This is a genomic window from Sporanaerobium hydrogeniformans (assembly GCF_002735925.1).
Lineage (GTDB): Bacteria > Bacillota > Clostridia > Lachnospirales > Cellulosilyticaceae > Sporanaerobium > Sporanaerobium hydrogeniformans.
The window spans coordinates 89345-113826 of record NZ_PEDL01000001.1; the positions used below are offsets into that span (position 1 = coordinate 89345).

Sequence of the window (24482 nt, forward strand, 5' to 3'; positions counted from 1 at the left end):
TGTTATTCTGCTAATTTTTTATAAGCCTCATAGCGTTCTTTGGCATCCTTTTCAGCTTGGATAAAGAGTGCTTCACTTTCTTCAGGATACTGTTTAGCAAGAGCTGCATAGCGTACTTGTCCCATAATAAAGTCTCTAAAACTTGCTGTAGGTTCTTTTGAATCTAAAAGGAAAGGGTTTTTACCTTGTTCTGTAAGTGTAGGGTTGTAACGGTATAAGTGCCAGTAGCCAGACTTAACTGCATCACCCATAGAGCTAATGGATTTGTCCATACCACATTTTAGACCATGGCTAATACAAGTTGCATAGGCAATGATAATGGATGGACCCTCATAAGCTTCTGCTTCAAGCATTGCTTTAACTAATTGATTTTTATCTGCTCCCATGGCTACTTGTGCAACGTAGATATTACCATAAGACATCATCATACGACCGAGGTCTTTTTTCTTAGAACGTTTACCACTAGCGGCAAATTTAGCAATGGCTGAAACGGGAGTGGATTTAGAGGCTTGGCCACCTGTATTAGAGTAAATCTCAGTATCGAAGACAAGGACATTGACATTTTGACCAGAAGCGAGGACATGGTCTAAGCCACCATAGCCGATGTCATAAGCCCAGCCATCTCCACCAATAATCCATTGAGAACGTTTCACTAAGTAATCGCGTCTATCACGAATCTGTGTAAGATAAGGAAGAGCTTCAGCAAGAGTGATGCTAGCATTATCTAAAAGAGCTTCTACTTCAAAACTAGCAGCTTTTGAGAGTTCACCATTGTTTTTGTTTTCTAACCAATTACTAAAAACTGCTTTTTGATCTTCTGGAAGTGGTAAGTTAATAAGCGCTTCCATTGCTTCTTGAAGAGCATCACGCATTTGTTCAGCTGCTAAGAACATGCCTAAACCGTACTCTGCATTATCTTCAAAGAGAGAGTTTGCCCAAGCAGGTCCTTTGCCGAGGTGATTAGTAGTATAAGGAGTAGAAGGTGCAGAACCTCCCCAAATAGAAGAACATCCTGTTGCATTAGCAATCATCATACGATCACCAAAGAGTTGTGTAAGGAGTTTCATATAAGGAGTTTCGCCACAACCCGCACAAGCACCTGAGAATTCCATAAGAGGTGTTTTAAATTGGCTATCTTTTACCGTTGTACCTTTTACTAAATCACCTTTATAAGCTACTTTTTCCGAAATAGAATAAGTCCAGTTATCTACTTCTGTTTTTACTTGACTTGCAAGAGGTTTCATCTCAAGAGATTTTGTTTTAGTTGGACAAATATCTACACAGTTACCACAACCTGTACAGTCCATTGGACTTACTTGAATCCTAAATTGAAGATTTTCAAGACCTTTACCTATAGCTTTTTTAGTTGCAAAGCTATCTGGTGCTAGGGCTTTTTCTTCTTCTGTAACAAGTACGGGGCGAATACAAGCGTGTGGGCAAACGAAGCTGCATTGGTTACATTGGATACAAGTATCTGTTTTCCATTCAGGAACGAAAATACCTACTCCACGTTTTTCATAAGCAGCAGTTCCTTGAGGGAAAGTACCGTCTTCCATACCACTAAAAGCACTAACAGGTAAGTTATCCCCTTCCATACGATTCATAGGTTCGACAATACGCGTGATAAAGTCAGGTTTGGTAGTTTTCTCTACTTTTACTTCCTCGTTTGCAAATTTCCAGTTTACAGGAACATCAATACGTACAAGGGATTTTTGACCAGCTTCTACAGCTTGACAGTTCATATCCACTATGTTTTGACCTTTTTTGCCATAAGCTTTTTCGATAGAAGCTTTGAGATAAGCTGTTGCATCCTCTTCTGGTAAAATACCAGCAAGCTTAAAGAAAGCAGCTTGCATAATCATGTTAATGCGTTTACCCAGACCAATTTCACCAGCGATACCAAAGGCATTAATGGTATAAAAGGAGATTTCATTTTCAGCAATAAAACGCTTCATGGCAGCGGGCAAATGACTATCTAATTCTTCAGCTGTCCAAAGAGTGTTTAAAACGAAGGTTCCACCTTTTTTTAGACCCTTTAAAAGGTCGTATTCATGCACATAAGCTTGTTGATGACAGGCAATGTAGTCTGCTTCATCAATTAAATAGGTGGATTTGATAGGATCATTGCCAAAACGCAAGTGAGACATGGTAATGCCGCCAGATTTTTTAGAGTCATAAGCAAAGTAAGCTTGTACATATTTATCTGTGTGTTCACCAATGATTTTAATAGCTTGTTTGTTGGCACCGACTGTACCATCTGAGCCTAATCCCCAGAATTTACAACGTACAGTACCAGGTGTTGAGATTTTTAGGTCTTTATCAATAGGGAGAGAAGTAAAAGTAACATCATCTTCAATACCTACAGTAAATTGATCCTTAGGTTCAGTGGTCTTAAGGTTATCAAAAATAGCTAAAATATGACTAGGTGTAACATCTTTTGAACCAAGTCCATAACGTCCCCCAATAATAAGTGGTGTACGTTTAGAACCATAGAAAGCAGAACGCACATCTAAATAAAGTGGTTCACCTAAAGCACCTGGTTCTTTTGTACGATCAAGAACACAAATTCTTTCTGCTGTATGAGGAATAGCATTTAATAAGTGTTCACTAGAGAAGGGACGATAAAGATGTACTTTTACTAAACCATATTTTTCGCCTTTGCTATTAAGATAATCAATCGTTTCTTCAATGGTTTCTGTTACAGAACCCATTGCGATGAGTACATGTGTTGCATCTGCTGCACCATAGTAGTTAAAAAGACTATACTGGCGGCCTGTTAAGCCACCTACTTCCGCCATTGTTTGTTCTACGATAGGAATAATATTTTGATAAAACTTATTAGAAGCTTCACGTGTTTGGAAGTAGATATCCGCATTTTGTGCTGTTCCTCTCGTCACGGGGTGGTTAGGAGAAAGCGCACGTGAGCGGAAGGCAGCAAGTGCTTCTTGATCTACTAAAGCAGCATAATCTTCATAATCTAATACTTCTACCTTTTGAATTTCATGAGAGGTTCTAAACCCATCAAAGAAATGAATAAAAGGAAGACGCCCTTTAAGTGCTGCTAAGTGCGCTACAGGAGCAAGGTCAGCAACTTCTTGAACAGAGCCTGAACTAAGCATAACACAGCCTGTTTGACGAGCTGCCATTACATCTTGATGGTCTCCGAAGATGGATAAAGCTTGAGCTGCCAAAGCACGTGCACTTACATGGAAAACACCAGGAAGAAGTTCACCTGCAACTTTATACATATTAGGAATCATAAGAAGAAGTCCTTGAGAAGCAGTAAAGGTTGTAGTTAAAGCACCTGCTTGAAGACTACCATGAAAGGTACCTGCTGCTCCTGCTTCAGATTGCATTTCTATAACTTTTACTTTTTGTCCAAAAATATTTTTCTTACCTGTTGAAGCCCAATCATCCACTACTTCAGCCATAGTAGAAGAAGGTGTAATAGGATAAATAGCAGCTATATCGGTATAAGCATAAGCTACATAACTGGCAGCAGTATTGCCATCTAATGTCATTAATTTTTTTGCCATAATGTTTCCCTCTCTATCTTTGATTTTAGAATGTGTATTTATAAAGTACATTCTCTATTTTAAAATAGTAATATTTTCTAATTTTACGCTCCTTGAGGGAGCAGTTATGCTTTTATCATAAGAAAGAGCAAGATTTTTAACAAGTAGACACTTTTTTTATAGATAGTATCAAAAAGGATACTATGCTATACTAATCAATGACAGCAAAGGAGGACAGATAATGGAAGAACCAAAACATGAAGAATGTGTCATGAAGGAACGTTGTGCACATTATTGTACATGCCCTATGACCCTTGTGCACCGTTTATTTTCAGGAAAATGGAAAATTTTAATTTTATGGTATTTAAGTCATCAGACCTTACGTTTTAGTGATTTAAAAAGGAAAATTCCTGATATTACTCAAAAAATGTTAACCAATCAATTAAGAAGCTTAGAAGAGGATGATTTAGTTATCCGTAAGGTCTATCCTGTCATACCACCACGAGTTGAATATAGCTTATCTGAAAGTGGTAAAAAGATGCTTCCTTTATTAGAAGGGATGTATCAATTTGGTATTGGGTATTTTAATACTCACCCTAAAGTATTTAAACAAAAATGTGAAAGAATAGAAGAAGAGCTTACCGATGAGCAATGAAAAACGCTCATAAAAGGATTATAAAAAACTTAAAAATAAAAATATAAAATAGGTATAAAGGGATTAAGAATGCATATACTAATCCCATACAGAAAATGCTACTTCATGCAAATGAAATAGTGTTTCCTGTATACAAGTTAGGAGATGGTACCCTTGGAAAATAGCAAGCGTTAGCAAACTTATTTGAAGAAGTTATCACGACCTAATGATTTGCCTTTTTAAATTTAGATTTCCAAAGGGAACTGGGTTCTAGGGAAACTGAGCTTTATGAAGGCAAAAAAAGCAAGAGTAGCCAACACTACTCTTGCTTTTTTGATTGTTAAAAATTGTATCTCTAGCCGCTCAAAATACAACATAGAACCTATTTATTACGAATGGCTAAGACAGAACGTTCAATATCTCTTAGAGTGACATCACCATATATACGAATAAGTAATTGAATTTGTTTTAAAACATCATCAATAGTTCCTGCAACACTCATCTTTATAGCCTCCTTAGGTATTTAATAAGTAGATTGTATCACATATCGAACAAATGTTCTATAGTTTTTTTGAAAAAAATTAAAAATTTCATAAGGTATTTAAAATGATTAGCAAAGTTTATAAGCACAGTAAAACCTTTAAAATAGATAAAGTCACATGACATAGAAGTGTAAAAATAGACAGAATGTAGAAAAATAGGATATAATAATTAGATTATTTAAAAGCTTAAACAAAATAGACAAAGAGACAAACTTGAGGAGCACCTTCTTTTTGGGATTATAACTAGTCATAAAATGGAAAAGTGCAAAATGTATAAAAGGAAATGAAAAATAAAGAAAACTTAGGGCATACTTATTGGGAAACACTTGTTATAATGTACTTGTAACTTCCCCCAGATGTTACAGCAAATATTTAATTATTTGCTACCCCTAGAATAAAATACCTTCTCTCAAGGAGAAAAGACCCGTCGTCTTTCTCCTTCTTTTTTTGTCTACTTTTCCAACGACCTACTAATGCGATAAGTCTTGTGATGAGGTTATAATAGGTGTAAGGCATACTCCCTTAGAAAAGGGGAGAGGCGTAAGGAGGAGAGTAAATGAGAAGAAAAAGAGTTTTTCTAATGAGTGGAATAATTTTAGGTGTATTACTCCTTATGGGTGGCATAACATGGAATAAGCATTCTAAGCCTGTGCAAATGTCTTATAATGAGTTTATAAGCAAGGTTGAAAATAAACAAATAGAGGAAGTTATATTAAGCTCTGAAGCCAAGCTTCACTTTAAACAATATGGGGAAGATATCTCTTATGAAACAGATAATCCACGTACTCAAAGCTTTAAAGAAAAACTTCTTTTAAATAATGTTAAGGTAATAGAAAAAACGACAACACAATTTGATATGGTACAAAGTGTAATAAGTTTAGCTTTTATGGTAGCTATGTTTACTTTAATCTTTAAAATGGTAAGTAAGCAGGGAATGAGCAAAGGGGCTATGAGTTTAAATTCTAAGCCTATTGAAGCAAATGAACTTAAGCAAGATTTTAATAATATTGCAGGAAATGAAGAAGCTAAAGAACAAGTTCAAGATATTATTGACTTTATGAAAAACCCAGAAAAGTATGCGAAACTAGGAGCAAGAATGCCTAAGGGGATTATTCTCTATGGGCCACCAGGAACAGGAAAGACACTAATGGCTAAAGCGATTGCCAAAGAAGCAGGAGTAGCATTCTTTTCCGTAAGTGGTTCTGATTTTGTACAGCTTTATGTGGGAGTAGGGGCAAGTCGTGTACGTGAAATTTTTGGGGAGGCACGTAAACATAAAAAAGCCGTTATTTTTATTGATGAAATTGATGCAATTGGAAAGAAAAGAAGTCAAAGTGCACAGAATAGTAATGATGAGAAAGACCAAACCTTAAATGCACTTTTAACAGAAATGTCAGGATTTAGAGAAGATGAGGGGATTGTTATTATTGCAGCAACTAACCGTTTAGACATGTTAGATGATGCACTTTTAAGACCAGGGCGTTTTGATAGACATATTGAAGTAGGTTATCCTGATCTTGCAGCAAGAGAGGCTATTTTAAAGCTTCATATAAAAAATAAGCCTTTAAGTGAAGATATTAATCTTAAAGAGCTTGCTAAACAAACTGTTTATTTTTCAGGAGCTATGCTAGAAAATTTAGTTAATGAAGCAGCTATTTCAGCAGCCAAGGAAGATCAGAAAGTGATTACTAAAGAAGGGATAGATTCAGCCTTTTATACAGTGATTGCGGGAAAAGAAAAAAAGGATCGAAGTGGGATAGATAGACGTGAGCGTAAGGTAACAGCCTTCCATGAAGCAGGACATACTTTAATTACGAAGTTAGTTGCTCCAGAAAATAGTATAACGAAAGTTACCATTATTCCGAGTACTAAAGGAGCAGGAGGCTTTAGTATGAATATTCCTAAGGATAAAATGTATCATACCAAACAAGATATTTTAAATCAAATTAAGGTTAGTTTGGGGGGGAGAGCTGCTGAAGAACTGATTTTTGGGAAAGACTTTATTACAACAGGAGCAAGTAATGACCTTGAAAGGGCCAGTGGGCTTATTAAAGATTACTTGATGCGTTATGGGATGGATGAGGAGTTTGGGCTAGTTAATTGGAAAGTCTTATTAGGAGAAGATAAGACGGAAGGAAGATGGCTTTTAGAAAAGGCTTCTACACATTTGAATAAGCTATATGAGGAATGTAAGCAAATTTTAATAAATCATAAAGAAGTGCTAGAGTTACTAGCAGAAGCACTCCTTGAAAAAGAAACCTTGGATGAACAAGAAATAGCTAACTTCTTTACATAAGAAGTTAGCTATTTGGTGTATTTTTCTTGTTTTGTAAATTTATAATATCGTTGCGCCAATAAAGCCTTACACGGTTAATGGTCTTGATGGGGGTAATTCTTCCTTTACTTACAAGTTCATCGAGATATTGCCTAGAACAGTTTAGTAGGCATGTCGCTTCAGCAGTAGTAATGATTTCGTTGCATATAAAATCTATCAAGTGTTCTTTGTCATCAAAGGTATATTTCATTTCAAAGTCCCCCTTTGCCAATATATTTACTATTGTAAAGTATTTTAAGTAATTTATCAACAATTAATAGTAGATTCCTATAATTAATTATTTGAACTGATAGTTGTATTTTGTATAAACTTTTAATTTTCTTCATATGCTTCGTTTATAATAAAAAGAAAAGAACTGTATAAACACTCAATAAAGCTAAGAAGAGGAGAAAGCTTATGAATATATTAGTCATTGAAGATGAAGAACGTGTAGCAGATATTATGACCAAATATCTAGAAAAAGAAGGATTCACCGTTTTTACTTGCTATACAGGACAAACAGGACTTGATACTTTTTATAGCCAAAAGATAGATATTGTACTTTTAGATTTAATGCTTCCGGATATTCAAGGTGAAGAAATTTGTGCACAGATGCGACAGGTATCTAATGTGTATATTTTTATGGTTACAGCAAAAGGCACATTAGATAGTAAGATTGAAGGATTTAATCTTGGGGCAGATGAGTATTTAGTGAAACCTGTTAGCCCACGTGAAGTGGTTGCTAGGGTGAAGGCACTTGATATGAGAAAGCAAAGAGAGGAAAATAAAAATACCCTTATTTTTGATAAAGGACGACTAAAGATTTATTTAGAAGAACGTATCATTAAGGTGAACAATGAAGAGGTAGCCCTTACGCCTAATGAGTTTGATTTGTTTTATGAATTGGCCTCTTCACCAGGTCGTGTTTTTACAAGAGATCAACTCATAGAAGCAGTAATGGGGATTGATTTTGATGGATTTGACCGAACGATTGACGTACACATTAAAAATTTAAGAAAGAAAATAGAAGAAGATACAAAAAACCCTAAATACATTAAAACAGTAACAGGAATTGGGTATAAGTTTGAAGGCGATACAGTATGATTTCTATTAGAAAACAACTTTTTGGGACTCTTGTTTCTCTAGGAATTCTTGTTATATTAACAAATTCCCTGATGGTTAATATTTCAATTAAAAAGAATTTTGAGCATTATATGGAAAAAAACATTGAACAAGCAGGGGATGTTATTGTTAAGATTTTAGAGGACTTGTATGAAACAGATGGATGGAAATATAATATTGATGAAAAATTAGTTGTTGAAACCTATATGGGAAATTTTGCTATTTCTATTTTGGATTGTAATAAGAAACTCATATGGGGAACGACTCAGGAACAGCTTCATTATAGCATTGCAAACTTAGAAGGAAAGTGGATGAGGCTAAATGATAAAAATTATCGTTTTGAGGATCGACCATTGTATGACAGACAGGGGGAATTGATAGGTTATGCGCGTATTGGCTATTATCCTTCTTTACTTCTTTCTGAAAGTGGACTTCAGTTTCAAGCAGCTATGAATCAAGCAGTTATATGGTGTTGTATTCTGATTTTAGGATGCTTTGTAGCAGCTGGTTTAGGTATTTCTAAGATGTTTACTTATCATATTTATGGAATTGCAAAGACATCTATGGATCTTGCAGATGGTAAGTTAGCAGCACGTTATACTAGGCCTAGTCGTATTCAAGAGATTGAGACCTTACGTTATAGTATGAACTACTTAGCAGAACGTTTGGAAAAACAAGATGCTATTCGTAAAAAACTTATTTCAGATGTTTCACATGAGATTCGAACACCTCTTCATATTTTACAGAGTAATTTAGAGGCCATGATTGACGGGATTTATCCGATTGATGATGAGCAGATGCAAATGCTTTATAAAGAAGTGGTACGTTTTGGAAAGCTTCTTAGTAATTTAGATATGCTTAAAAATGTAGAGGAGGAAGAGGGGGGAGAAGCAGAACTTCACCCCATTCCAATTAACCAAAGTATCAAAGAAGTTTTTAACAACTTTAAAATTGTAGCAAAAGAAAAACGCATTAAGTATAGCTTAAACATAGAAGAGACAGAGAATATGAATATATTAGGGGATAAGGATGGTATTAAACAGCTCTGGATGAATTTACTTTCTAATGCCTTTAAGTTTACGGGGGCTAAGGGAGAAATTAAAGTTACAACCAGTGTAAAAGATAAACAATGTGTTATTACTATAGAAGATACAGGTATTGGTATTGCTAAAGAAGACTTACCTTATGTTTTTGACCGCATGTATCGAGGGGATAAGAGTAGGGAAAAATATGAAGGTAGTGGACTAGGCCTTACCATTGTAAAAAAGATTGTAAAGACCCACAATGGCAAGATTAGCATTGAGAGTGAACAAGGATGTGGAAGTAAGGTGTCTGTGCAACTTCCACTAGAAGGTGATTTTATACATCAACATCGTACCAATAAAGTAAAATCCTATATGCGTTTAGGAATTAAAAATTAATAAAAAAGAGTTCTTCAGGACAGCTTTAGGATCTTGAAGAGCTCTTTTTTTAGGCATACAGGATGCCCTTTTCACTATGGACTGTTGGTTTTACATTATAAAATGATTGCATGATTCCTGTTAGGGAGAATTAAACCTCTTTTGTACGAAAAGCATTTAAATGGATCGTAAGGTATTTAAGAGTGAAATACAGTATTGCACACTCGATGGGGATAATGGCAAAATTTTTAGCAAGCCTTAAAGGTAATAAGGCCATAAAGGCTTTACCATTGGTAAGGCTTAACCAATAAGTATTTAGTAATCCGTGAAGGATAAGATTTACAAAAGCATTTGCCATAACGATATGAGGTAAACTTATCTTTCCCTTCATTTTTTTATAATGCATAAAATAACCATAAGTGAAGCCACCTAAAGCCGCAGTTAGGGTATAACCGGGGAAAAAGGGAGATGTTTGTGGAAATAAGAAAAAGCCTAAAATATCTGCTGCTGCACCCATAGCACACGTAATCCAAGGTCCATATAAATAAGCTGTAAGTCCGGATACGATAAAGCCAAAAGAAATACGCAAAAAATTATTAAAGAGTGTAATTTGAGCCACACGCGCTAGAATAATTTTAAGGCTGATAAAAAGTCCAAGTAATACAGTATCTTTTGTTTGTAAATTGTTTTTCATATTAGCAACTCCTTTTCAAGTAAAAGCTTAAACCCAATAAGATTTTAGGTTTAAGATAAAGAAGCGCTGCATCTGGCAGCGGAATGCGATATAAGTACCGCAAATCCTTTGAGGATTTTTCGTCTAGTGGCAACTTCCCGTCCAACTAGCACTTAACGCACTTATATCTACTCTGCCAACGGTCTATAGTGATAGTCCCATTATAGCAAAATTTTTTTAAAACACAATATGAATGAAAAATAAAAGTTTACAATAAATATTCACCTTATTATAATAAAATATAAAAAAGTGATAGATACTAAGAAAGAATAGAAAGAGAGGACGAAACGATGTTCAATACAAAAGATCCCTATTTACTACTAAGCATTGTAAATATGAAATTAAGAGATGAGGCTAGTTCTTTAGAAGACCTTTGTAAAACATATAATCAAAAGCAAGAGGAAGTAGAAGAACGTTTAAGTAAGGTAGGTTATAAGTATAATAGTACCCTTAATCAATTTGTAGCAGAATAAAAAGAAAAGGAAGAGATGAATGTTTGAAGAAAAGTTAAAACAATATGCAAGACTTGTAGTGGAAGTAGGTGTAAATATCCAAAAAGATCAATACCTCATGATTCGTACACCTTTAGAAGGTGTATACTTTGCAAGAGAGCTTGCTAAATGTGCTTATGAAGTAGGTGCAAAACGTGTTTATACGGAGTATAGTGACGAACAAATGTCTAAAATCACCTATACCTATGCCTCAGAGGATGCTCTTAGTGAATATCCAAGCTGGCTAGCACAGGGGCTTACGGAATTAGCAGAAAAAAATGCAGCCTTCATTAGCATAAGTGCAGGAGATCCAGATCTGTTAAAAGGAGTGGCTACTAGCAAAATAGCTACGGCTCAAAAGGCAGCAGGCGAAGCTTTAGCTACCTTTCGTAAATATATGAGTCATTCGCACGTACCGTGGTGTGTTGTGTCAATTCCCACACCTACATGGAGTCAGAAGCTTTTTCCCAACGTATCAAAAGAGGAAAGTGAAAAGCTTTTATGGGATAAAATTTTTGAAGCAACACGTATTGATGAAAAGGACCCTGTAAGGGCATGGAAAGACCATGTGGATAACTTAGAAAGAAAATGTACATTTTTGAATGAAAAACGGCTAAAAAAACTTCATTATACAGGTCCTGGGACAGACCTTTGGGTAGAGCTTCCTCAAGATCATCTTTGGGAAGGTGGAGGTGAAACAAGTACCAAAGGGATTTATTTCGTAGCAAATATGCCAACAGAAGAGATTTTTACTTTACCATCTAAATATGGTGTAAATGGCAAACTGTCTTCTACGAAGCCATTTAGTTATGGTGGCAACTTAATCGATGATTTTGTACTGCTATTTGAAAAAGGTAAAGTAGTAGATTGCATGGCAAAAGAAGGAGAAGAGTTGCTTAAAAAGCTTTTACAAACAGATGAAGGTGCTTCTTATTTAGGTGAAGTAGCTCTGGTGCCTCATAGCTCACCTGTTTCAGAAACAGGGATGATTTTCTTTAATACCTTATTTGATGAAAATGCTTCTTGTCATTTTGCCTTTGGTAACAGCTATCCTACCACTTTAAAGGGTGGTACAACTATGACAGATGAAGAATTAGAAAAGCATGGAGCTAACATATCTATGATTCATGAAGACTTTATGGTAGGTGGACCTAAACTCAGTGTAGAAGGTTTTACCGTAGATAATGAAAGTATTTTTTTAATAAAAGATGGAGAATGGGCTTTTTAAAGTGCATGTTTTAAAAGATGGGTGACATACTAAGAGAAAAAGCTAAACTAATAAATAGAAAGGAATAGAGAAGATGAAAGCATCTATAGCAAGACCTCTTAGTGGAGAGTATAATAAAAAGCTTAATAATAAAGTGCCTACTCATAGTGAATCAACATCCGCTATCCTCAATGTACAAGTTGAAATGCCAGAATCTAAAGTAGGCTTGCCAGGTGAAGAAGCTGTTGAAAATGCCAAGGATTGGGTAGATAATGGAAGTAGACTCTAAAACTTTTAGTTAAAGCTAAAGAATAAGAACAAGCTTTAAAGTGAAAAACTTAAAAAGTATTTCGCTTTAAAGCTTGTTCTTATTTATATATAAAAATAAGATAGCAAGGGCATTTGGGTCTATATAATAATTACAAAATGTACTAAGGCACAATCTAGATGAAGGAGAGGCTAGGAGCTAGGAAAGAAGGGTGCTATAATGAATAAAAAAGAATTTGGAGGGCAATAGGATGGGAAAGAGTTTAATTACGCAATTAACGGCATTAGTCAAAACTCCCTTTTTAGGATTATTTGATGTAACGTATAAAAATAAATTGGGACAAGAAAAACACTGGATGGTGGCTTCTCGTAAAAAAGAAGAGGTGTTAAGAGCGCTCTATTTAGAAGGGGAACCTGATAGGGTGGATGCAGTAGTCGTTGTAGCTTATCATGAAGAAGAGCAGAAGCTTGTTATTATTAGACAGTTTAGGGTACCTATTAATGATTATATTTATGAGCTTCCAGCAGGGCTTATTGACCCTATGGAAGAGAGGGAGGTAACTTTAAGGCGGGAACTTAAAGAAGAGACAGGTTTAGACTTGGTACATCTTATTGAGGGGCTGAGTGTAGAGAAAACTTATCTTTCACCAGGACTTACGGATGAATCTGTTGCATTTATGTATTGTACTTGTAGAGGAGAGTTAAGTAGGTCCTATCTAGAAGAGGATGAAGAGATTGAAGCCTTACTCATATCTCAAGAAGAAGCCAAAAAACTCTTAGAAGAGAAAGTAAAAATGGACATAAAGCTTATTATTATTTTAAGAAGCTTTGTTCATTTAGGAAAACAGATGTTCCAAGAGACTTTCTAATGATTTAGTTTATAATAATGATTGAAAATAGAGAAGGATATTATATAATAGAATTAAGCTAGCACTATACATAAGCTGTTTAAAAATTTAAGTGATGAAAGGGAGGTTTATTATGAGCGGAGAACAAAAGTTTTATAGGTGTAAGGTATGTGGCAATATAGTAGGGATAATTGAAGCAGGTGGCGGTAAGCTGGTTTGTTGTAATGAAGCCATGACAGAAATAAAACCGAATACAACAGAGGCAGCTACCGAGAAACATTTACCTGTTGTAAGTATCACGGGTAATGAAGTGAAAGTAGTTATAGGAAGTGTAGCACATCCTATGACAGAAGCACATCTTATTAACTGGGTTTATCTTTTAACGGAAAAAGGGGGACAAAGAAAATGTCTTTCACCCAACGATGAACCTTGTGTAACCTTTGCTTTAACAGAAGATGATCGTGTTCTTGCAGCATTTGCATATTGTAATTTGCATGGGTTATGGAAAACTGAAGTATAAGGTAATTATAAAAATAAGAGCTCTTTCTTAGGGTAGATAGTTTAGATAATAAAAACTGTTTACTGCAAAGGAAGAGTTTTTTTATCTAAAAAAGGGTGAATACCATTCATGTATAAGACAAGTTGAAAAGGGTTAATTTAACACTAAGTATAGTCTAAATGCAAGAAAAGGTGAGGTGAAAAGATGCGTATAGTTATTATCGGTGGTGTTGCAGCAGGAATGAGTGCGGCAGCCAAGCTAAAAAGATTAAACCCACAAGATGAAGTGGTTGTTTATGAAAAGACGGAGATTGTGTCTTTTGGTGCTTGTGGTCTTCCTTATTATGTAGGAGGTTTTTTTGAAGACAAAGAAGAGATGCTGGCGCGGCCCATAGAAGCTTTTCGTAAAAAAGGTATTGACTTATTAACAAGGCATGAAGTAATAGAAGTTGATTTTCCAAATAAAAAACTTAAAATAAAAAATCATTTAACTGGAGAAAATAGAGAGGATTACTATGATAAGCTTATGATTGCAACAGGAGCAAGTAGTATTATTCCAGCTATTCCAGGCAGCGAACTTCAAAATATCAGAACACTAAAAAGTATGGAAGATGGTACTATTCTACGTACTTTATTACAAGAGGAAAGTTGTAAAAAAATAGTGGTTATTGGAGCAGGCTTCATTGGTCTTGAAGTGGTAGAAGCTCTTAAATATAGAGGTAAAGAAGTCTGTATTATAGAAAGAGAAGACCGTATTTTAAAGAAAGTAATGGATCCAGAAGTTACTGATTTGTTAGAAAATGAATTAAAAAGGCAACAAGTGCCACTTTATTTAAATGAGGAAGTATGTAGCTTTGAAGGGGAGGAAAAAGTAAAGTATGTTGTAACGAATCAACGTACTTTAGAAGCAGATGCAGTTATTTTAGCTATGGGCTTTAAGCCCAATACAGATTTCTTAAAGCATACACCTCTTGAACGTCTATCTAATGGAGCTATTGTAGTAGATGCCCAGGGAAGGACATCTATAGAAGATGTTTATGCAGCAGGGGATTGTGCTACTATTTGGCATGCCCTTATGAAAAAACCAGTTTATGTACCTCTAGCGACAGGTGCTAATAAATTAGGGCGTATTGTAGGTGAAAATTTAAGTGGGCGACCAAATGCCTTTGAAGGTTCTTTAGCTTCAAGTTGTATTAAAGTATTAGACATGGAAGCAGGACGTACAGGCTTAACAGAAGAAGAGGCAAGATTAGAGGGCTTTGAATATAAAACGACTTTTATAGAAGATACAAATCAAACAAGTTATTATCCTGGTGGAAATAAAATAGCTGTCAAACTTATCTATGAAAGAGAAACTTACAAGCTTTTAGGTGGTCAGGTGGTAGGATACAAAGATGCTGTACAACGTACCAATGTATTAGCTGCCTGTATTTTTGCAGGAGTCACAACAAAGCAGCTAGGCTTATTAGACCTATGTTATGCACCACCTTTCGCAAGAACTTGGGATGTATTAAATGTGGCAGGAAATGTATGCAAATAAAAAGGAGAAAAAGGGATGAAAGAAAGTACATTTTTATCAGAGTTTTTACTCATTACTAACTGGAAAACCTTATTATTTATAGGTATTTTTATAGTTTTATGCTTAATTGTTTTAAGAATGCAACAAAAAAAGGTAAAGTTTTCTTTACGCATGGTTATTTGCACCCTAATAGGTCTTATTTTAGGGCTTGTTATTCAGTGGGTAGCAGGTTTTCCTAAAGATCCAGCGCAAGTACCTTGGCTCGTTGAAATCTCTAAATGGTATGGTTTAGTAGGCTATGGATTTTTAGATTTACTCAAGATGTTAGTTGTTCCTATGATTTTCGTATCTATTATAAGAGTTATTATGAATATGCAAGGAAGCAACCTAGGCAAAATGACATCTATCACTGTTGGTACACTTCTAGGGACAACAACATTAGCTGCTATGGTAGCTATTTTAGTAGGTCAGTTAATGCGTTTAGGGGTAGGAGAAGTAGTTACAGCTGAAACAGTTGAAATGCGTACTATTACACCCATTGTAGATACTCTAAGAGGACTATTGCCTGCTAATCCTGTTAAAGCTATGGCAGATGCCAATGTAGTAGCAATTGTTATTTTTGCAGCTTTTTTAGGCATTGCAATAAGACGTTTAACTAAAAAATATACAGAGGTTATAGCACCCTTTGTAGCTTTAGTAGAAGCATTTTATAAAATTATTGTAAGTGTAGCTATGACCATTATTAAATATATGCCATATGCAGTAATAGCTCTTTTGGCCAATACATTAGTAGCAAGAGGCGTTGCGTCTTTACTGAGTGTCATTCGTTTTATTATTGCACTGTATATAAGTATCGGTATTATGTTTATTATTCATCTTATTATTATAGCACTGTGTGGACTTAATCCATTTACTTATATAAAAAATTTAATGGAACCACTTATTATGGCATTTACTTCCCGTTCGAGCTTAGGAACGCTACCTGTTACCATTGAAAAACTTACAACCAATGCAGGGATACAAGAAGGTGTTGCTAGCTTTGTAGGAAGCCTTGGCTCAAATATGGGGATGAATGGGTGTGCCGGAATCTATCCAGCTTTAATGGCAATTACTTTGGGCAATATGAGTGGTATAACAATGGATTTAAGCTTTTACATTATGTTGTTAGTAGTTATTGCGGTTGGCTCTTTAGGGATTGCAGGTCTTCCGGGCACAGCAACCATTGCTGTATCTGTTGTGATATCAGGAGTAGGTTTAGGGCCACATTTTCCTTTGGCTGGAGGAATACTAGCTATAGATCCTATTTTAGACATGGGACGCACCATGTTAAATGTTAATGGTACAATGGTAGCTGCTACGGTAGTAGCAACATCTTGTGGTGAATTAGATAAAGAAAAGTACAATGCACCTTTAGATTAAAAAGCTAAAATCTGCTGAGAGACATGTAGAAAAATATTTTAATATAATTTTAAAATTATTATTGAAATATTTTTAAAATTATATTAAAATACAAACAAATAATAAATGGGTAGCGAGAGCAAAGGAGCTTTCTGAAGAGTATGCTACATACTTGGAAGAAGGCTCTTTTTGTCTCTTAATAGGAAGGACACTATCTTATTTTATGTAGTAACCATTTATTAACATTCAATCATTTGTTTATATGTGAAGGGGGAATTATTGATGAAGCTAAGAAAAGTATTAGTAGTTGTGATAAGTACGGTAATGGTGCTAAGTGGAGCTGGTTGTGGTAGTAAAAAAGTAACACCTTCCACTTCAGTAGAAAGTGCTCAAAAGAGTGAAGGGGAAAAAAATACCTCAACATCAGGTGAAACAATTAAGGTTGGGCTAATCACACCCAAAACAGGTCAGGTTGCTCAATATGGTATTGCTGTAGAAAATGCCAGCATGCTTGCAGTGAAAGAAGTAAATGAAGCAGGAGGTATTCATGGGAAACAAATTGAGCTTATTTCTTATGATAATAAAGCAGATGCTACAGAAAGTATTAATTTATTTAATCGTCTTGTAGATAATGATAACATTGTAGCTCTTATAGGACCAGTTATTTCTTCTACTTCCTTAGCAGTTGCGCCACTTGCTGAAGAAAAGGGTATTCCAATGATTACACCTACAGGAACGAACTTAGATATTACCCCTGATTATGACTATGTATTTAGAGCATGTTATACAGATCCTTATCAAGGCGGTATAATGGCCAAATTTGCTTCTGAGAATTTAAAAGCTAAAAAGGCTGCTATTTTATATAATACAGGTGATGATTATTCAACAGGTCTTGCAGTAGCTTTCAAGGAAACCTTTGAAGCAGCAGGTGGTACTATCACTAATTATGAGGGTTATACAGCAGATGATAAAGATTTCAAAGCTATTTTAAGTAACATCAAAGCTAATGCACCAGATGTACTTTTTAATCCAGACTATTACAACACAGTAGGTCTTATTGCCGGTCAGGTAAAAGAAGCCGGACTTAAAACCATTATGCTTGGTGGTGATGGTTGGGATGATGTACAAAAAGAATATGGTGAGGTAACAGAGGGATATTACTTTGCTAACCACTATGCTTCTGATGATACAGATCCTATTGTACAAAATTTTGTTCATTCTTATAAAGAAATGTATGGCGATACACCAAATGCTTTAGCAGCTCTTGGCTATGATGCAACAAAAATTATGATAAAAGCTCTTGAGACGGCTAATAGTGAAGAAGGTCCAGCCATCCTCGAAGCCCTTAAAGCAACAGATCTTGATTGCGTGGCAGGTCATGTTACATTTGATGAGGTAGGTGATCCTCAAAAGGCTGTTTCTATCTTAAAAATTGAAAAGGGTAAGTTGAAACTTGAAACAAAAATTTCCAAATAATGAATTCATTTGACTTGTTTATTTTCTGACTATTGAATCTTAATAAGAAACAAAAACTTTTTTATTGAAAAATGACAAATATTATATTACAATACAATAAATTGAAAGCTTGTGAATAATGGCTTAAACCAAAGAAACGTTTCTCAAGTTATCTGCTTAGAAACGTTCTTTTGGTGTTTAGTATAAGCAAACTCTCAATCAGTAAAAAGTTAAATGGAGAATCAATGAGGAGGAAAATAATATGATTTTAAAAAGAGTAAGTGCTATTGCAATAAGTATGCTTATGGCAGTAAGCATGGCAGGTTGTGGTGCAAAAGCACCGAGTAATGAAGGTGAAGGCGCATCAGTAGCAACTAATGGCGAAGGTACTATCAAGATTGGTTTAATTACACCTAAAACAGGTTCAGTTGCTCAATATGGAATCGCTGTAGATAATGCAACCGCTTTAGCAGTAAAGGAAATTAATGAAGCAGGTGGTATTAACGGTAGAGAAATCGAACTTATTTCTTATGATAATAAAGGTGACGCAACAGAAAGTATTAATCTTTTTAATCGTTTAGTAGATAATGATGAAATAGTTGCCTTATTAGGACCAGTTATTTCAAGTAATGCTTTGGCTATTGGACCATTAGCTGATGAAAAAGGTATTCCAATGATTACGCCTACAGGAACAAGTCTTGATATTACACCAGGTTATGATTATGTGTATAGAGCATGCTACACAGACCCTTATCAAGGAAGTATTATGGCAAAGTTTGCAAATGAAAATCTTAAAGTAAAAACAGCTTCTATTCTATACAATACAGGAAGTGATTATTCTGTAGGTCTTGCAGAAGCTTTCAAAGAAACTTTTGAAGCAGCAGGCGGAACAATTACAAACTATGAAGGTTATACAGCAGATGATAAAGAATTTAAAGCAGTGCTTACAAACATTAAGGCAGGTTCACCAGAAGTATTATTTATTCCTGATTACTACAATACAGTAGGTCTTATTGCTGGCCAAGTAAAAGAAGTTGGCTTAGATACGATTATGCTTGGTGGTGATGGATGGGATGGTGTACAAGAAAATTATGGTGAGTTAGTAGAAGGTAGTTACTTTGTAAACCATTATGCTGCAGATGATACAGCAGAAATTGTTAAAAACTTTGTAGATAACTATACCGAAATGTTTGAAGGTACAAGACCTAATGCATTTGCAGCTCTTGGCTACGATGCAACTAAGATTTTAGCAGCAGCTATTGAAAAAGCAGGAACAGAAGATAAAGCAGCGATTAAAGATGCCATTGCCGCAACAGATATGGATTGTGTAACAGGACATGTTACTTTTGATGAAAATGGTGATCCACAAAAATCTGTTACTATCTTAAAAATGAAAGATGGCGTATCTGTTCTTGAAACAAAAGTTCAATAAGGTGTTAAAACTCTATAGTATAGACGTAGCAATTACATAGAGTATAAGATAGGGGAGAATAAATAGTGTTCTCCCCTTTTGTAAGTCAAACACAAAGAGAAGGGGGAGGAAGATGAATCAATTTATTGAACAAATTATTTATGGTATTCAATTAGGAAGTATTTATGCCTTAATTGCCCTTGGTTATACGATGGTTTATGGAATTGTTAAATTAATTAACTTTGCACATGGTGATATTTTAATGATGGGTGCCTATTTTGGTCTATTAAGTGTAACACTTTTAGATATACCTTTTGGACTGGCAATTGTTCTTTCCATGGCAGTATGTGCAGTGATTGGTATGCTTATTGACATCATTGCTTATAAGCCACTTCGTAATGCACCACGTATTTCAGCACTTATTACAGCCATTGGTGTTAGCTTATTTTTAGAAAATATATATCGCGTAATGTTTGGTGCAGAAACACGCAAGATGGTTATTCCTACGAGTCTTACTCAAACTATAGCCATAGGAAATATAAAAATATCATATGTGACCTTATTAACTGTCTTTTTAACTATTATTTGTATGGTTGCCCTACAACTAGTAGTTAAGAAGACTAAGGTAGGAAAGGCAATGCGAGCTGTTTCAGAAGACCAACAAGCAGCAAGGCTTATGGGGGTTAATGTTAACTTAACTATTTCTATGACCTTTGCCCTTGGTTCAGCACTTGCTGCTTTAGGAGGGGTACTTTATAGTGTAACCTATTATCAAGTAGAACCCTATATGGGGATGATGCCAGGACTTAAAGCTTTCGTAGCTGCCGTATTAGGAGGTATTGGAATTATACCAGGCGCCATGTTTGGGGGATATGCTTTAGGACTTATTGAAAATCTTGCGAAAGCATATGTTTCTTCAAGCTGGTCCAATGCCATCGCTTTTGGTATTTTAATTTTGATTCTACTCTTTAAACCAGCTGGACTATTTGGTAAAAATGTCAGAGAGAAAGTGTAGGTGAGTGGCATGAAGAAATGGCAAGAATATAGTGTAACCTTTGGTGGAATTGTTTTGCTTTTTATTTTGTTTGAGGTGTTAATGGCACAGGGTATTATTAATAACTACGTATCGGGTGTGCTTGTTCTTATTGGCATCAATATTATTGCTGCAGCTAGCTTGAATCTTGCAACAGGGTATTTAGGGCAACTGGCACTAGGGCATGCAGGATTTATGGCTATTGGTGCCTATTCGGCAGCCTTTGTGATGAAGGTAGCGAAGATAAATGGTTTTCAAAATTCAGATGGTATTGTTGTTGGCTTAATGATTGTTGCTCTTATTTTTGCAGGTGTTATGGCAGCCATTTTTGGTATACTTATTGGGATTCCAGCTCTTAGACTTCGTGGAGATTATTTAGGAATCGTTACATTAGGGTTTGGTGAAATCATTCGTATTGCCATTTTTAATTTGGATTTTAAAGTAATGGGCTTCCAATTTACAGGTGGTGCAAGAGGCTTTAGAGGCTACTTAGGTTATATGAGCTTTGAAATGATATTTTGGCTTGTAATCATTGTATTAGCGATTTTATACCTTATTATTCGTTCACGCCATGGTCGGGCTATTCTTTCTATACGAGAGGATGAGATTGCAGCAGAGGCAGTAGGCGTGCCAACTACTTTTTATAAAATTTTTGGTTTTGCAACCTCTGCTTTTTTTGCAGGAATTGCAGGAGGCTGTTTAGCTTTCTATCAAAAAATGATTGACCCTAAGAAATTTACATTTATGTATTCTGTTGAAATTTTCATTATCGTTGTATTAGGAGGAATGGGGAGTTTAACAGGAACGATTGTAGCGGCAATTATTTTAGGAATTCTCAATGAGTTCTTACATGTTATTGATCAGTGGCGTCTTGTTATTTATTCAGCACTTCTTATTATTATGATGATTTTTAGACCAGAAGGCCTATTAGGAAGTAAAGAATTTTCTTTAGTTGGTTTGATTAAGAAGGTAATGGGTAAGAAGAGTAGCTCAAAATCTTCTGATGCACAGGAGGTGAAATGATGGCTCTATTAGAGACAAAAAACCTAGGGATTAGCTTTGGTGGTTTAAAAGCTGTTGATGAGTTTGAAATTAGTATTGATAATCACGAATTAGTAGGCCTTATTGGACCTAACGGAGCAGGTAAAACAACGATCTTCAACTTATTAACAGGCGTGTATCAACCGACTCAAGGTGATGTTTTACTAGGTGGAGAAAGCATTATAGGTCTTACGCCTAATCAAATTGTAAAGAAAGGTTTAACAAGAACCTTCCAAAACATTCGTTTGTTTAAAACGCTTACTGTTCTAGATAATGTAAAGATTGCTTTTCATCATAAGATGACTTATGGCGTTTCTAATAGTATTTTACGTTTTCCTGGTACAAAATACTGGAAAGAAGAAAAGCAAATTGAAGAGAAGGCTTTGGAGCTTTTAGCCCTTTTTAATATGGAGCATCAAGCTTATCAGTTAGCTCAAAATTTGCCTTATGGTGAACAAAGAAAATTAGAGATTGCAAGAGCATTAGCTGCAGAACCCAAACTTCTTCTTTTAGATGAACCAGCGGCAGGAATGAACCCTCAAGAAACCCATGAACTCATGGAGAACATTCACTTTATTCGTAATAACTTTGATGTATCTATTCTGCTTATTGAACATGATATGAAACTTGTTATGGGGATTTGCGAACGTCTAATTGTTATTGATTATGGCATGATTATTGCTCAAGGTCTTCCAGAAGAAATTAGAGCCAATAAAAAAGTAATTGGTGCTTATTTAGGAAATTAGGAGGTGGAAGGATGTTAAAGGTAGAAAATATAGAAGTCTATTATGGAGCAATTCATGCCATAAAAGGCGTAAGCTTTGAAGTAAAGGCAGGCGAGGTTGTAACTCTTATTGGAGCCAATGGCGCAGGGAAGACCACTATTATGCATACCACCTCAGGCATTATTAAACCACAGACGGGTACTATTACCTTTGATGGCAAGGACATTACCTATACAAGAGCTCATACTATTGTTGAAATGGGAATGGCACAAGTGCCAGAAGGTAGACGTGTTTTTGCTAAAATGAGTGTAAAAGAAAATTTAGAGATGGGTGCGTATTCACGAAAAGATAAGGGAAGCTTAGAAGCAGATTATGATATGGTTTATGAACGTTTCCCTAGATTAAAAGAAAGAAGAAAACAATTAGCAGGAACCATGAGTGGTGGAGAACAACAGATGCTTGCTATTGCTAGAGCTTTGATGTCTAAACCAAAACTTCTGCTTTTGGATGAGCCATCTATGGGGCTTGCACCTATTTTAGTTGATGAAGTATTTAATATTATCAAGGATATTAACAAAGATGGTACGACCATTTTACTAGTTGAACAAAATGCTCATAAGGCTTTAAGTATTGCAGACCATGCTTATGTATTAGAAACAGGGAAGGTAGTTTTAGCAGGAGAGGCTAAAAAATTACTTAATGATGATGCAGTTAAAAAAGCTTATTTAGGCTAATTGGTTTTAGCGTGAAAGGAGCTAGGTAATAAGTTATAAAAAACTTATTGCCTAGCTCCTTTTGTGTTCAAGAAAGATTTAATTTTGTATATTAAGCCTCCTTAGAAGGTTGAGGAGAAATGGCATATTTTAAAATGAGTTCTTTAGTTGCTTCTTTATGAGACATTTCATGAATAAGCTGACCTTGAGAAAGGATAAGGATACGGTCACACATACCAAGAATTTCATCGAAATCAGAGGAGATAAGGATGATGCCAGCCCCTTTTTTGATCATGTCATTCATACAGTTATACATATCAATTTTATTAGGAATATCTACTCCACGAGTAGGTTCATCTAAAATAAATATTTTAGCTTGATTCATAATCCATTTAGAAAGCAACATTTTTTGCTGAATGCTTGGATTGAAATGATGAATAGACTCATACATACAAGCTTCAATATTAAAGCGTTTTAAATAATCCTGTACAGTGGCATGAAGCATTTCATAGTTAATATGATAGAGATGAGAGAAACGAGAAAGGGCGGTAAAAGCAATATTATCAGCTACATCAAGTGAGGGAAGGATGCTATGTAAATTTCGGTCTTCAGGAAGCAAAGCCATAAGATGTGAAATAGCTTCTGTAGGATGTTTAATTTGCAAAAGTTGCCCATTGACTTCTAAATGTTCACAGGTGTAAGGCGCGTTGCCAAATAAACAATTCGCAAGTAGTGTACGACCTGAACCAGCTAAGCCAGTAATGCCTAGAATCTCATGTTGATGTAGGGAAAAGGAAATACGAGTAAGAATATCAGAAGATTGCAGGTTTTGTACTTTTAAGAGAACATCTCCTTTATTAAAATGCAGTTTAGGATAGCGATTAGACAAGGAGGTACCTGCAAGAAGATAAATGATTTCTTCATTGACGGACTCATCTACATGTAGTGTGGCTAAGAGGTGACCATCCTTGATAATGGATACACGATTTCCCAAGAGGTCAATATCACTTAAACGATGAGAGATGAAAAAAATCCCAACCTTTTTAGCTTGGAGATGGCGAATAATAGTATGTAAAATAGCACTTTCATAATCGGTAAAGGCTGCAGAAGGTTCATCTAAAATGACAATACGAGCTTCACATACATAGGCTTTTAAAATTTGCAACAGATGCTTATGGGCTAAGCTTAAATCTTCCACAAGAGTTTGAGAGGAAAGATTGATTTCAAACTGATCAAGTAAGTTTTGAGCTTGAGCATAAAGCTGAGGATAATTAATGGGAATAAACAACTTATTTTTATTAATGGATTCAAAGAAAAGGTTTTCAGCAACGGTCATATCTTCAAAGAGTTCGACTTCTTGAGGAGCATAAAAGATACCAAGAGCTTTAGCCGCTAATAAAGAAGGAATAATAACAGGTTCTCCCTGAATAAAAACTTGACCTGTGTAATCAGAGATAAGTCCTGCGATTATTTTCATTAAAGCAGATTTACCGGAGCCATTTTGACCAATAATGACATGAACCTCTTGAGGAAGTAAATTAAGGTTAATTTCCTTTAAGGCAAATGTATCACTTAATTGTGAGGAAATAGCTTTAAGTTCTAATAAATAATCCATT

General features: G+C 35.3%; 21 protein-coding genes and 1 riboswitch. Of the genes, 17 read left to right on the plus strand and 4 right to left on the minus strand.

The genetic code is table 11. The features are described 5' to 3' along the window. Positions 1-2: 2 nt before the first annotated feature. Complete coding sequence (gene nifJ / locus CS063_RS00465) at positions 3-3536, minus strand: pyruvate:ferredoxin (flavodoxin) oxidoreductase (protein ID WP_099447753.1); 3534 nt, start codon at positions 3534-3536, stop codon at positions 3-5. Between the two features lie 220 nt (positions 3537-3756). On the opposite strand from nifJ, the gene CS063_RS00470 reads away from it, so the two are divergent. After that, complete coding sequence (locus CS063_RS00470) at positions 3757-4170, plus strand: winged helix-turn-helix transcriptional regulator (RefSeq protein ID WP_308415394.1); 414 nt, start codon at positions 3757-3759, stop codon at positions 4168-4170. Positions 4171-5247: 1077 nt separating this feature from the next. Then, on the plus strand, positions 5248-6987 hold the full coding sequence (locus CS063_RS00475; protein ID WP_099447754.1) for an ATP-dependent metallopeptidase FtsH/Yme1/Tma family protein: 1740 nt from the start codon (positions 5248-5250) through the stop codon (positions 6985-6987). A 4-nt stretch (positions 6988-6991) separates the two neighbouring features. Here CS063_RS00475 and CS063_RS00480 read toward each other — a convergent pair whose 3' ends face one another. Continuing rightward, positions 6992-7216: a MerR family transcriptional regulator gene (locus tag CS063_RS00480; protein ID WP_099447755.1), complete on the minus strand. Its 225-nt coding sequence runs from the start codon at positions 7214-7216 to the stop codon at positions 6992-6994. 206 nt (positions 7217-7422) lie between these two features. Here CS063_RS00480 and CS063_RS00485 point away from each other — a divergent pair, with 206 nt between their 5' ends. Continuing rightward, on the plus strand, positions 7423-8109 hold the full coding sequence (locus CS063_RS00485) for a response regulator transcription factor (RefSeq protein ID WP_099447756.1): 687 nt from the start codon (positions 7423-7425) through the stop codon (positions 8107-8109). Further along, positions 8106-9548 (plus strand): sensor histidine kinase, encoded by a 1443-nt coding sequence (locus CS063_RS00490; RefSeq protein WP_099447757.1) that lies wholly within the window; start codon positions 8106-8108, stop codon positions 9546-9548. Before CS063_RS00485 ends, CS063_RS00490 begins: the two co-directional genes overlap by 4 nt. Positions 9549-9678: 130 nt before the next feature. On the opposite strand, the gene CS063_RS00495 is transcribed toward CS063_RS00490, so the two are convergent. Then, positions 9679-10221 carry a folate family ECF transporter S component gene (locus CS063_RS00495; RefSeq protein WP_099447758.1) on the minus strand — a complete coding sequence of 181 codons (543 nt, stop codon included), beginning with the start codon at positions 10219-10221 and terminating at the stop codon, positions 9679-9681. Between the two features lie 74 nt (positions 10222-10295). Further along, a riboswitch (THF riboswitch) is annotated at positions 10296-10398 on the minus strand. A gap of 152 nt (positions 10399-10550) precedes the next feature. On the opposite strand from CS063_RS00495, the gene CS063_RS00500 reads away from it, so the two are divergent. The 13 genes from CS063_RS00500 to CS063_RS00560 all read left to right on the plus strand — a co-directional run bounded on the left by CS063_RS00500 (position 10551) and on the right by CS063_RS00560 (position 22887). Continuing rightward, the gene (locus CS063_RS00500; RefSeq protein ID WP_099447759.1) at positions 10551-10733 is read left to right on the plus strand and encodes a DUF4250 domain-containing protein; all 183 of its coding nucleotides are present in this window, start codon (positions 10551-10553) and stop codon (positions 10731-10733) included. A gap of 19 nt (positions 10734-10752) precedes the next feature. Next, complete coding sequence (locus CS063_RS00505; RefSeq protein ID WP_099447760.1) at positions 10753-11979, plus strand: aminopeptidase; 1227 nt, start codon at positions 10753-10755, stop codon at positions 11977-11979. A 73-nt stretch (positions 11980-12052) separates the two neighbouring features. After that, entirely contained in the window at positions 12053-12247 is a 195-nt protein-coding gene (locus CS063_RS00510; RefSeq protein WP_099447761.1) for a CDIF630_02480 family spore surface protein, read from the plus strand. 229 nt (positions 12248-12476) lie between these two features. Further along, positions 12477-13094, plus strand: a complete 618-nt coding sequence (locus CS063_RS00515) for an NUDIX hydrolase (protein WP_099447762.1) — start codon at positions 12477-12479, stop codon at positions 13092-13094. 112 nt (positions 13095-13206) lie between these two features. Beyond that, positions 13207-13593 (plus strand): desulfoferrodoxin family protein, encoded by a 387-nt coding sequence (locus CS063_RS00520; protein ID WP_099447763.1) that lies wholly within the window; start codon positions 13207-13209, stop codon positions 13591-13593. A 183-nt stretch (positions 13594-13776) separates the two neighbouring features. Next, entirely contained in the window at positions 13777-15111 is a 1335-nt protein-coding gene (locus tag CS063_RS00525; protein WP_099447764.1) for a CoA-disulfide reductase, read from the plus strand. 15 nt (positions 15112-15126) lie between these two features. After that, entirely contained in the window at positions 15127-16509 is a 1383-nt protein-coding gene (locus CS063_RS00530; RefSeq protein WP_099447765.1) for a cation:dicarboxylate symporter family transporter, read from the plus strand. A gap of 261 nt (positions 16510-16770) precedes the next feature. Next, a complete protein-coding gene (locus tag CS063_RS00535; RefSeq protein ID WP_099447766.1) occupies positions 16771-17964 on the plus strand; it encodes an ABC transporter substrate-binding protein in 1194 nt (397 codons plus the stop codon). Between the two features lie 241 nt (positions 17965-18205). Further along, the gene (locus tag CS063_RS00540) at positions 18206-19375 is read left to right on the plus strand and encodes an ABC transporter substrate-binding protein (protein WP_099447767.1); all 1170 of its coding nucleotides are present in this window, start codon (positions 18206-18208) and stop codon (positions 19373-19375) included. A 112-nt stretch (positions 19376-19487) separates the two neighbouring features. Next, complete coding sequence (locus CS063_RS00545; protein WP_099447768.1) at positions 19488-20369, plus strand: branched-chain amino acid ABC transporter permease; 882 nt, start codon at positions 19488-19490, stop codon at positions 20367-20369. 9 nt (positions 20370-20378) lie between these two features. Continuing rightward, complete coding sequence (locus CS063_RS00550; protein ID WP_099447769.1) at positions 20379-21410, plus strand: branched-chain amino acid ABC transporter permease; 1032 nt, start codon at positions 20379-20381, stop codon at positions 21408-21410. Then, entirely contained in the window at positions 21410-22174 is a 765-nt protein-coding gene (locus CS063_RS00555; protein WP_099447770.1) for an ABC transporter ATP-binding protein, read from the plus strand. The genes CS063_RS00550 and CS063_RS00555 overlap by 1 nt, the downstream gene beginning before the upstream one ends. Positions 22175-22185: 11 nt before the next feature. Continuing rightward, complete coding sequence (locus CS063_RS00560; RefSeq protein ID WP_099447771.1) at positions 22186-22887, plus strand: ABC transporter ATP-binding protein; 702 nt, start codon at positions 22186-22188, stop codon at positions 22885-22887. A gap of 91 nt (positions 22888-22978) precedes the next feature. Here CS063_RS00560 and CS063_RS00565 read toward each other — a convergent pair whose 3' ends face one another. After that, positions 22979-24481, minus strand: a complete 1503-nt coding sequence (locus CS063_RS00565) for a sugar ABC transporter ATP-binding protein (protein WP_099447772.1) — start codon at positions 24479-24481, stop codon at positions 22979-22981. Between the last annotated feature and the right edge of the window lies 1 nt (position 24482).

Bases quoted from the DNA above. Each gene is read 5' to 3' on its own strand.
- CS063_RS00500 (WP_099447759.1), top strand. From the start codon at position 10,551: ATGTTCAATACAAAAGATCCCTATTTACTACTAAGCATTGTAAATATG.
- CS063_RS00490 (WP_099447757.1), top strand. From the start codon at position 8,106: ATGATTTCTATTAGAAAACAACTTTTTGGGACTCTTGTTTCTCTAGGA.
- CS063_RS00530 (WP_099447765.1), top strand. From the start codon at position 15,127: ATGAAAGAAAGTACATTTTTATCAGAGTTTTTACTCATTACTAACTGG.
- CS063_RS00505 (WP_099447760.1), top strand. From the start codon at position 10,753: ATGTTTGAAGAAAAGTTAAAACAATATGCAAGACTTGTAGTGGAAGTA.
- CS063_RS00545 (WP_099447768.1), top strand. From the start codon at position 19,488: ATGAATCAATTTATTGAACAAATTATTTATGGTATTCAATTAGGAAGT.
- CS063_RS00535 (WP_099447766.1), top strand. From the start codon at position 16,771: ATGAAGCTAAGAAAAGTATTAGTAGTTGTGATAAGTACGGTAATGGTG.
- CS063_RS00520 (WP_099447763.1), top strand. From the start codon at position 13,207: ATGAGCGGAGAACAAAAGTTTTATAGGTGTAAGGTATGTGGCAATATA.
- CS063_RS00485 (WP_099447756.1), top strand. From the start codon at position 7,423: ATGAATATATTAGTCATTGAAGATGAAGAACGTGTAGCAGATATTATG.
- CS063_RS00470 (WP_308415394.1), top strand. From the start codon at position 3,757: ATGGAAGAACCAAAACATGAAGAATGTGTCATGAAGGAACGTTGTGCA.
- CS063_RS00540 (WP_099447767.1), top strand. From the start codon at position 18,206: ATGATTTTAAAAAGAGTAAGTGCTATTGCAATAAGTATGCTTATGGCA.
- CS063_RS00510 (WP_099447761.1), top strand. From the start codon at position 12,053: ATGAAAGCATCTATAGCAAGACCTCTTAGTGGAGAGTATAATAAAAAG.
- nifJ (WP_099447753.1), bottom strand. From the start codon at position 3,536: ATGGCAAAAAAATTAATGACATTAGATGGCAATACTGCTGCCAGTTAT.
- CS063_RS00495 (WP_099447758.1), bottom strand. From the start codon at position 10,221: ATGAAAAACAATTTACAAACAAAAGATACTGTATTACTTGGACTTTTT.
- CS063_RS00560 (WP_099447771.1), top strand. From the start codon at position 22,186: ATGTTAAAGGTAGAAAATATAGAAGTCTATTATGGAGCAATTCATGCC.
- CS063_RS00480 (WP_099447755.1), bottom strand. From the start codon at position 7,216: ATGAAATATACCTTTGATGACAAAGAACACTTGATAGATTTTATATGC.
- CS063_RS00515 (WP_099447762.1), top strand. From the start codon at position 12,477: ATGGGAAAGAGTTTAATTACGCAATTAACGGCATTAGTCAAAACTCCC.
- CS063_RS00525 (WP_099447764.1), top strand. From the start codon at position 13,777: ATGCGTATAGTTATTATCGGTGGTGTTGCAGCAGGAATGAGTGCGGCA.
- CS063_RS00475 (WP_099447754.1), top strand. From the start codon at position 5,248: ATGAGAAGAAAAAGAGTTTTTCTAATGAGTGGAATAATTTTAGGTGTA.
- CS063_RS00550 (WP_099447769.1), top strand. From the start codon at position 20,379: ATGAAGAAATGGCAAGAATATAGTGTAACCTTTGGTGGAATTGTTTTG.
- CS063_RS00555 (WP_099447770.1), top strand. From the start codon at position 21,410: ATGGCTCTATTAGAGACAAAAAACCTAGGGATTAGCTTTGGTGGTTTA.
- CS063_RS00565 (WP_099447772.1), bottom strand. From the start codon at position 24,481: ATGGATTATTTATTAGAACTTAAAGCTATTTCCTCACAATTAAGTGAT.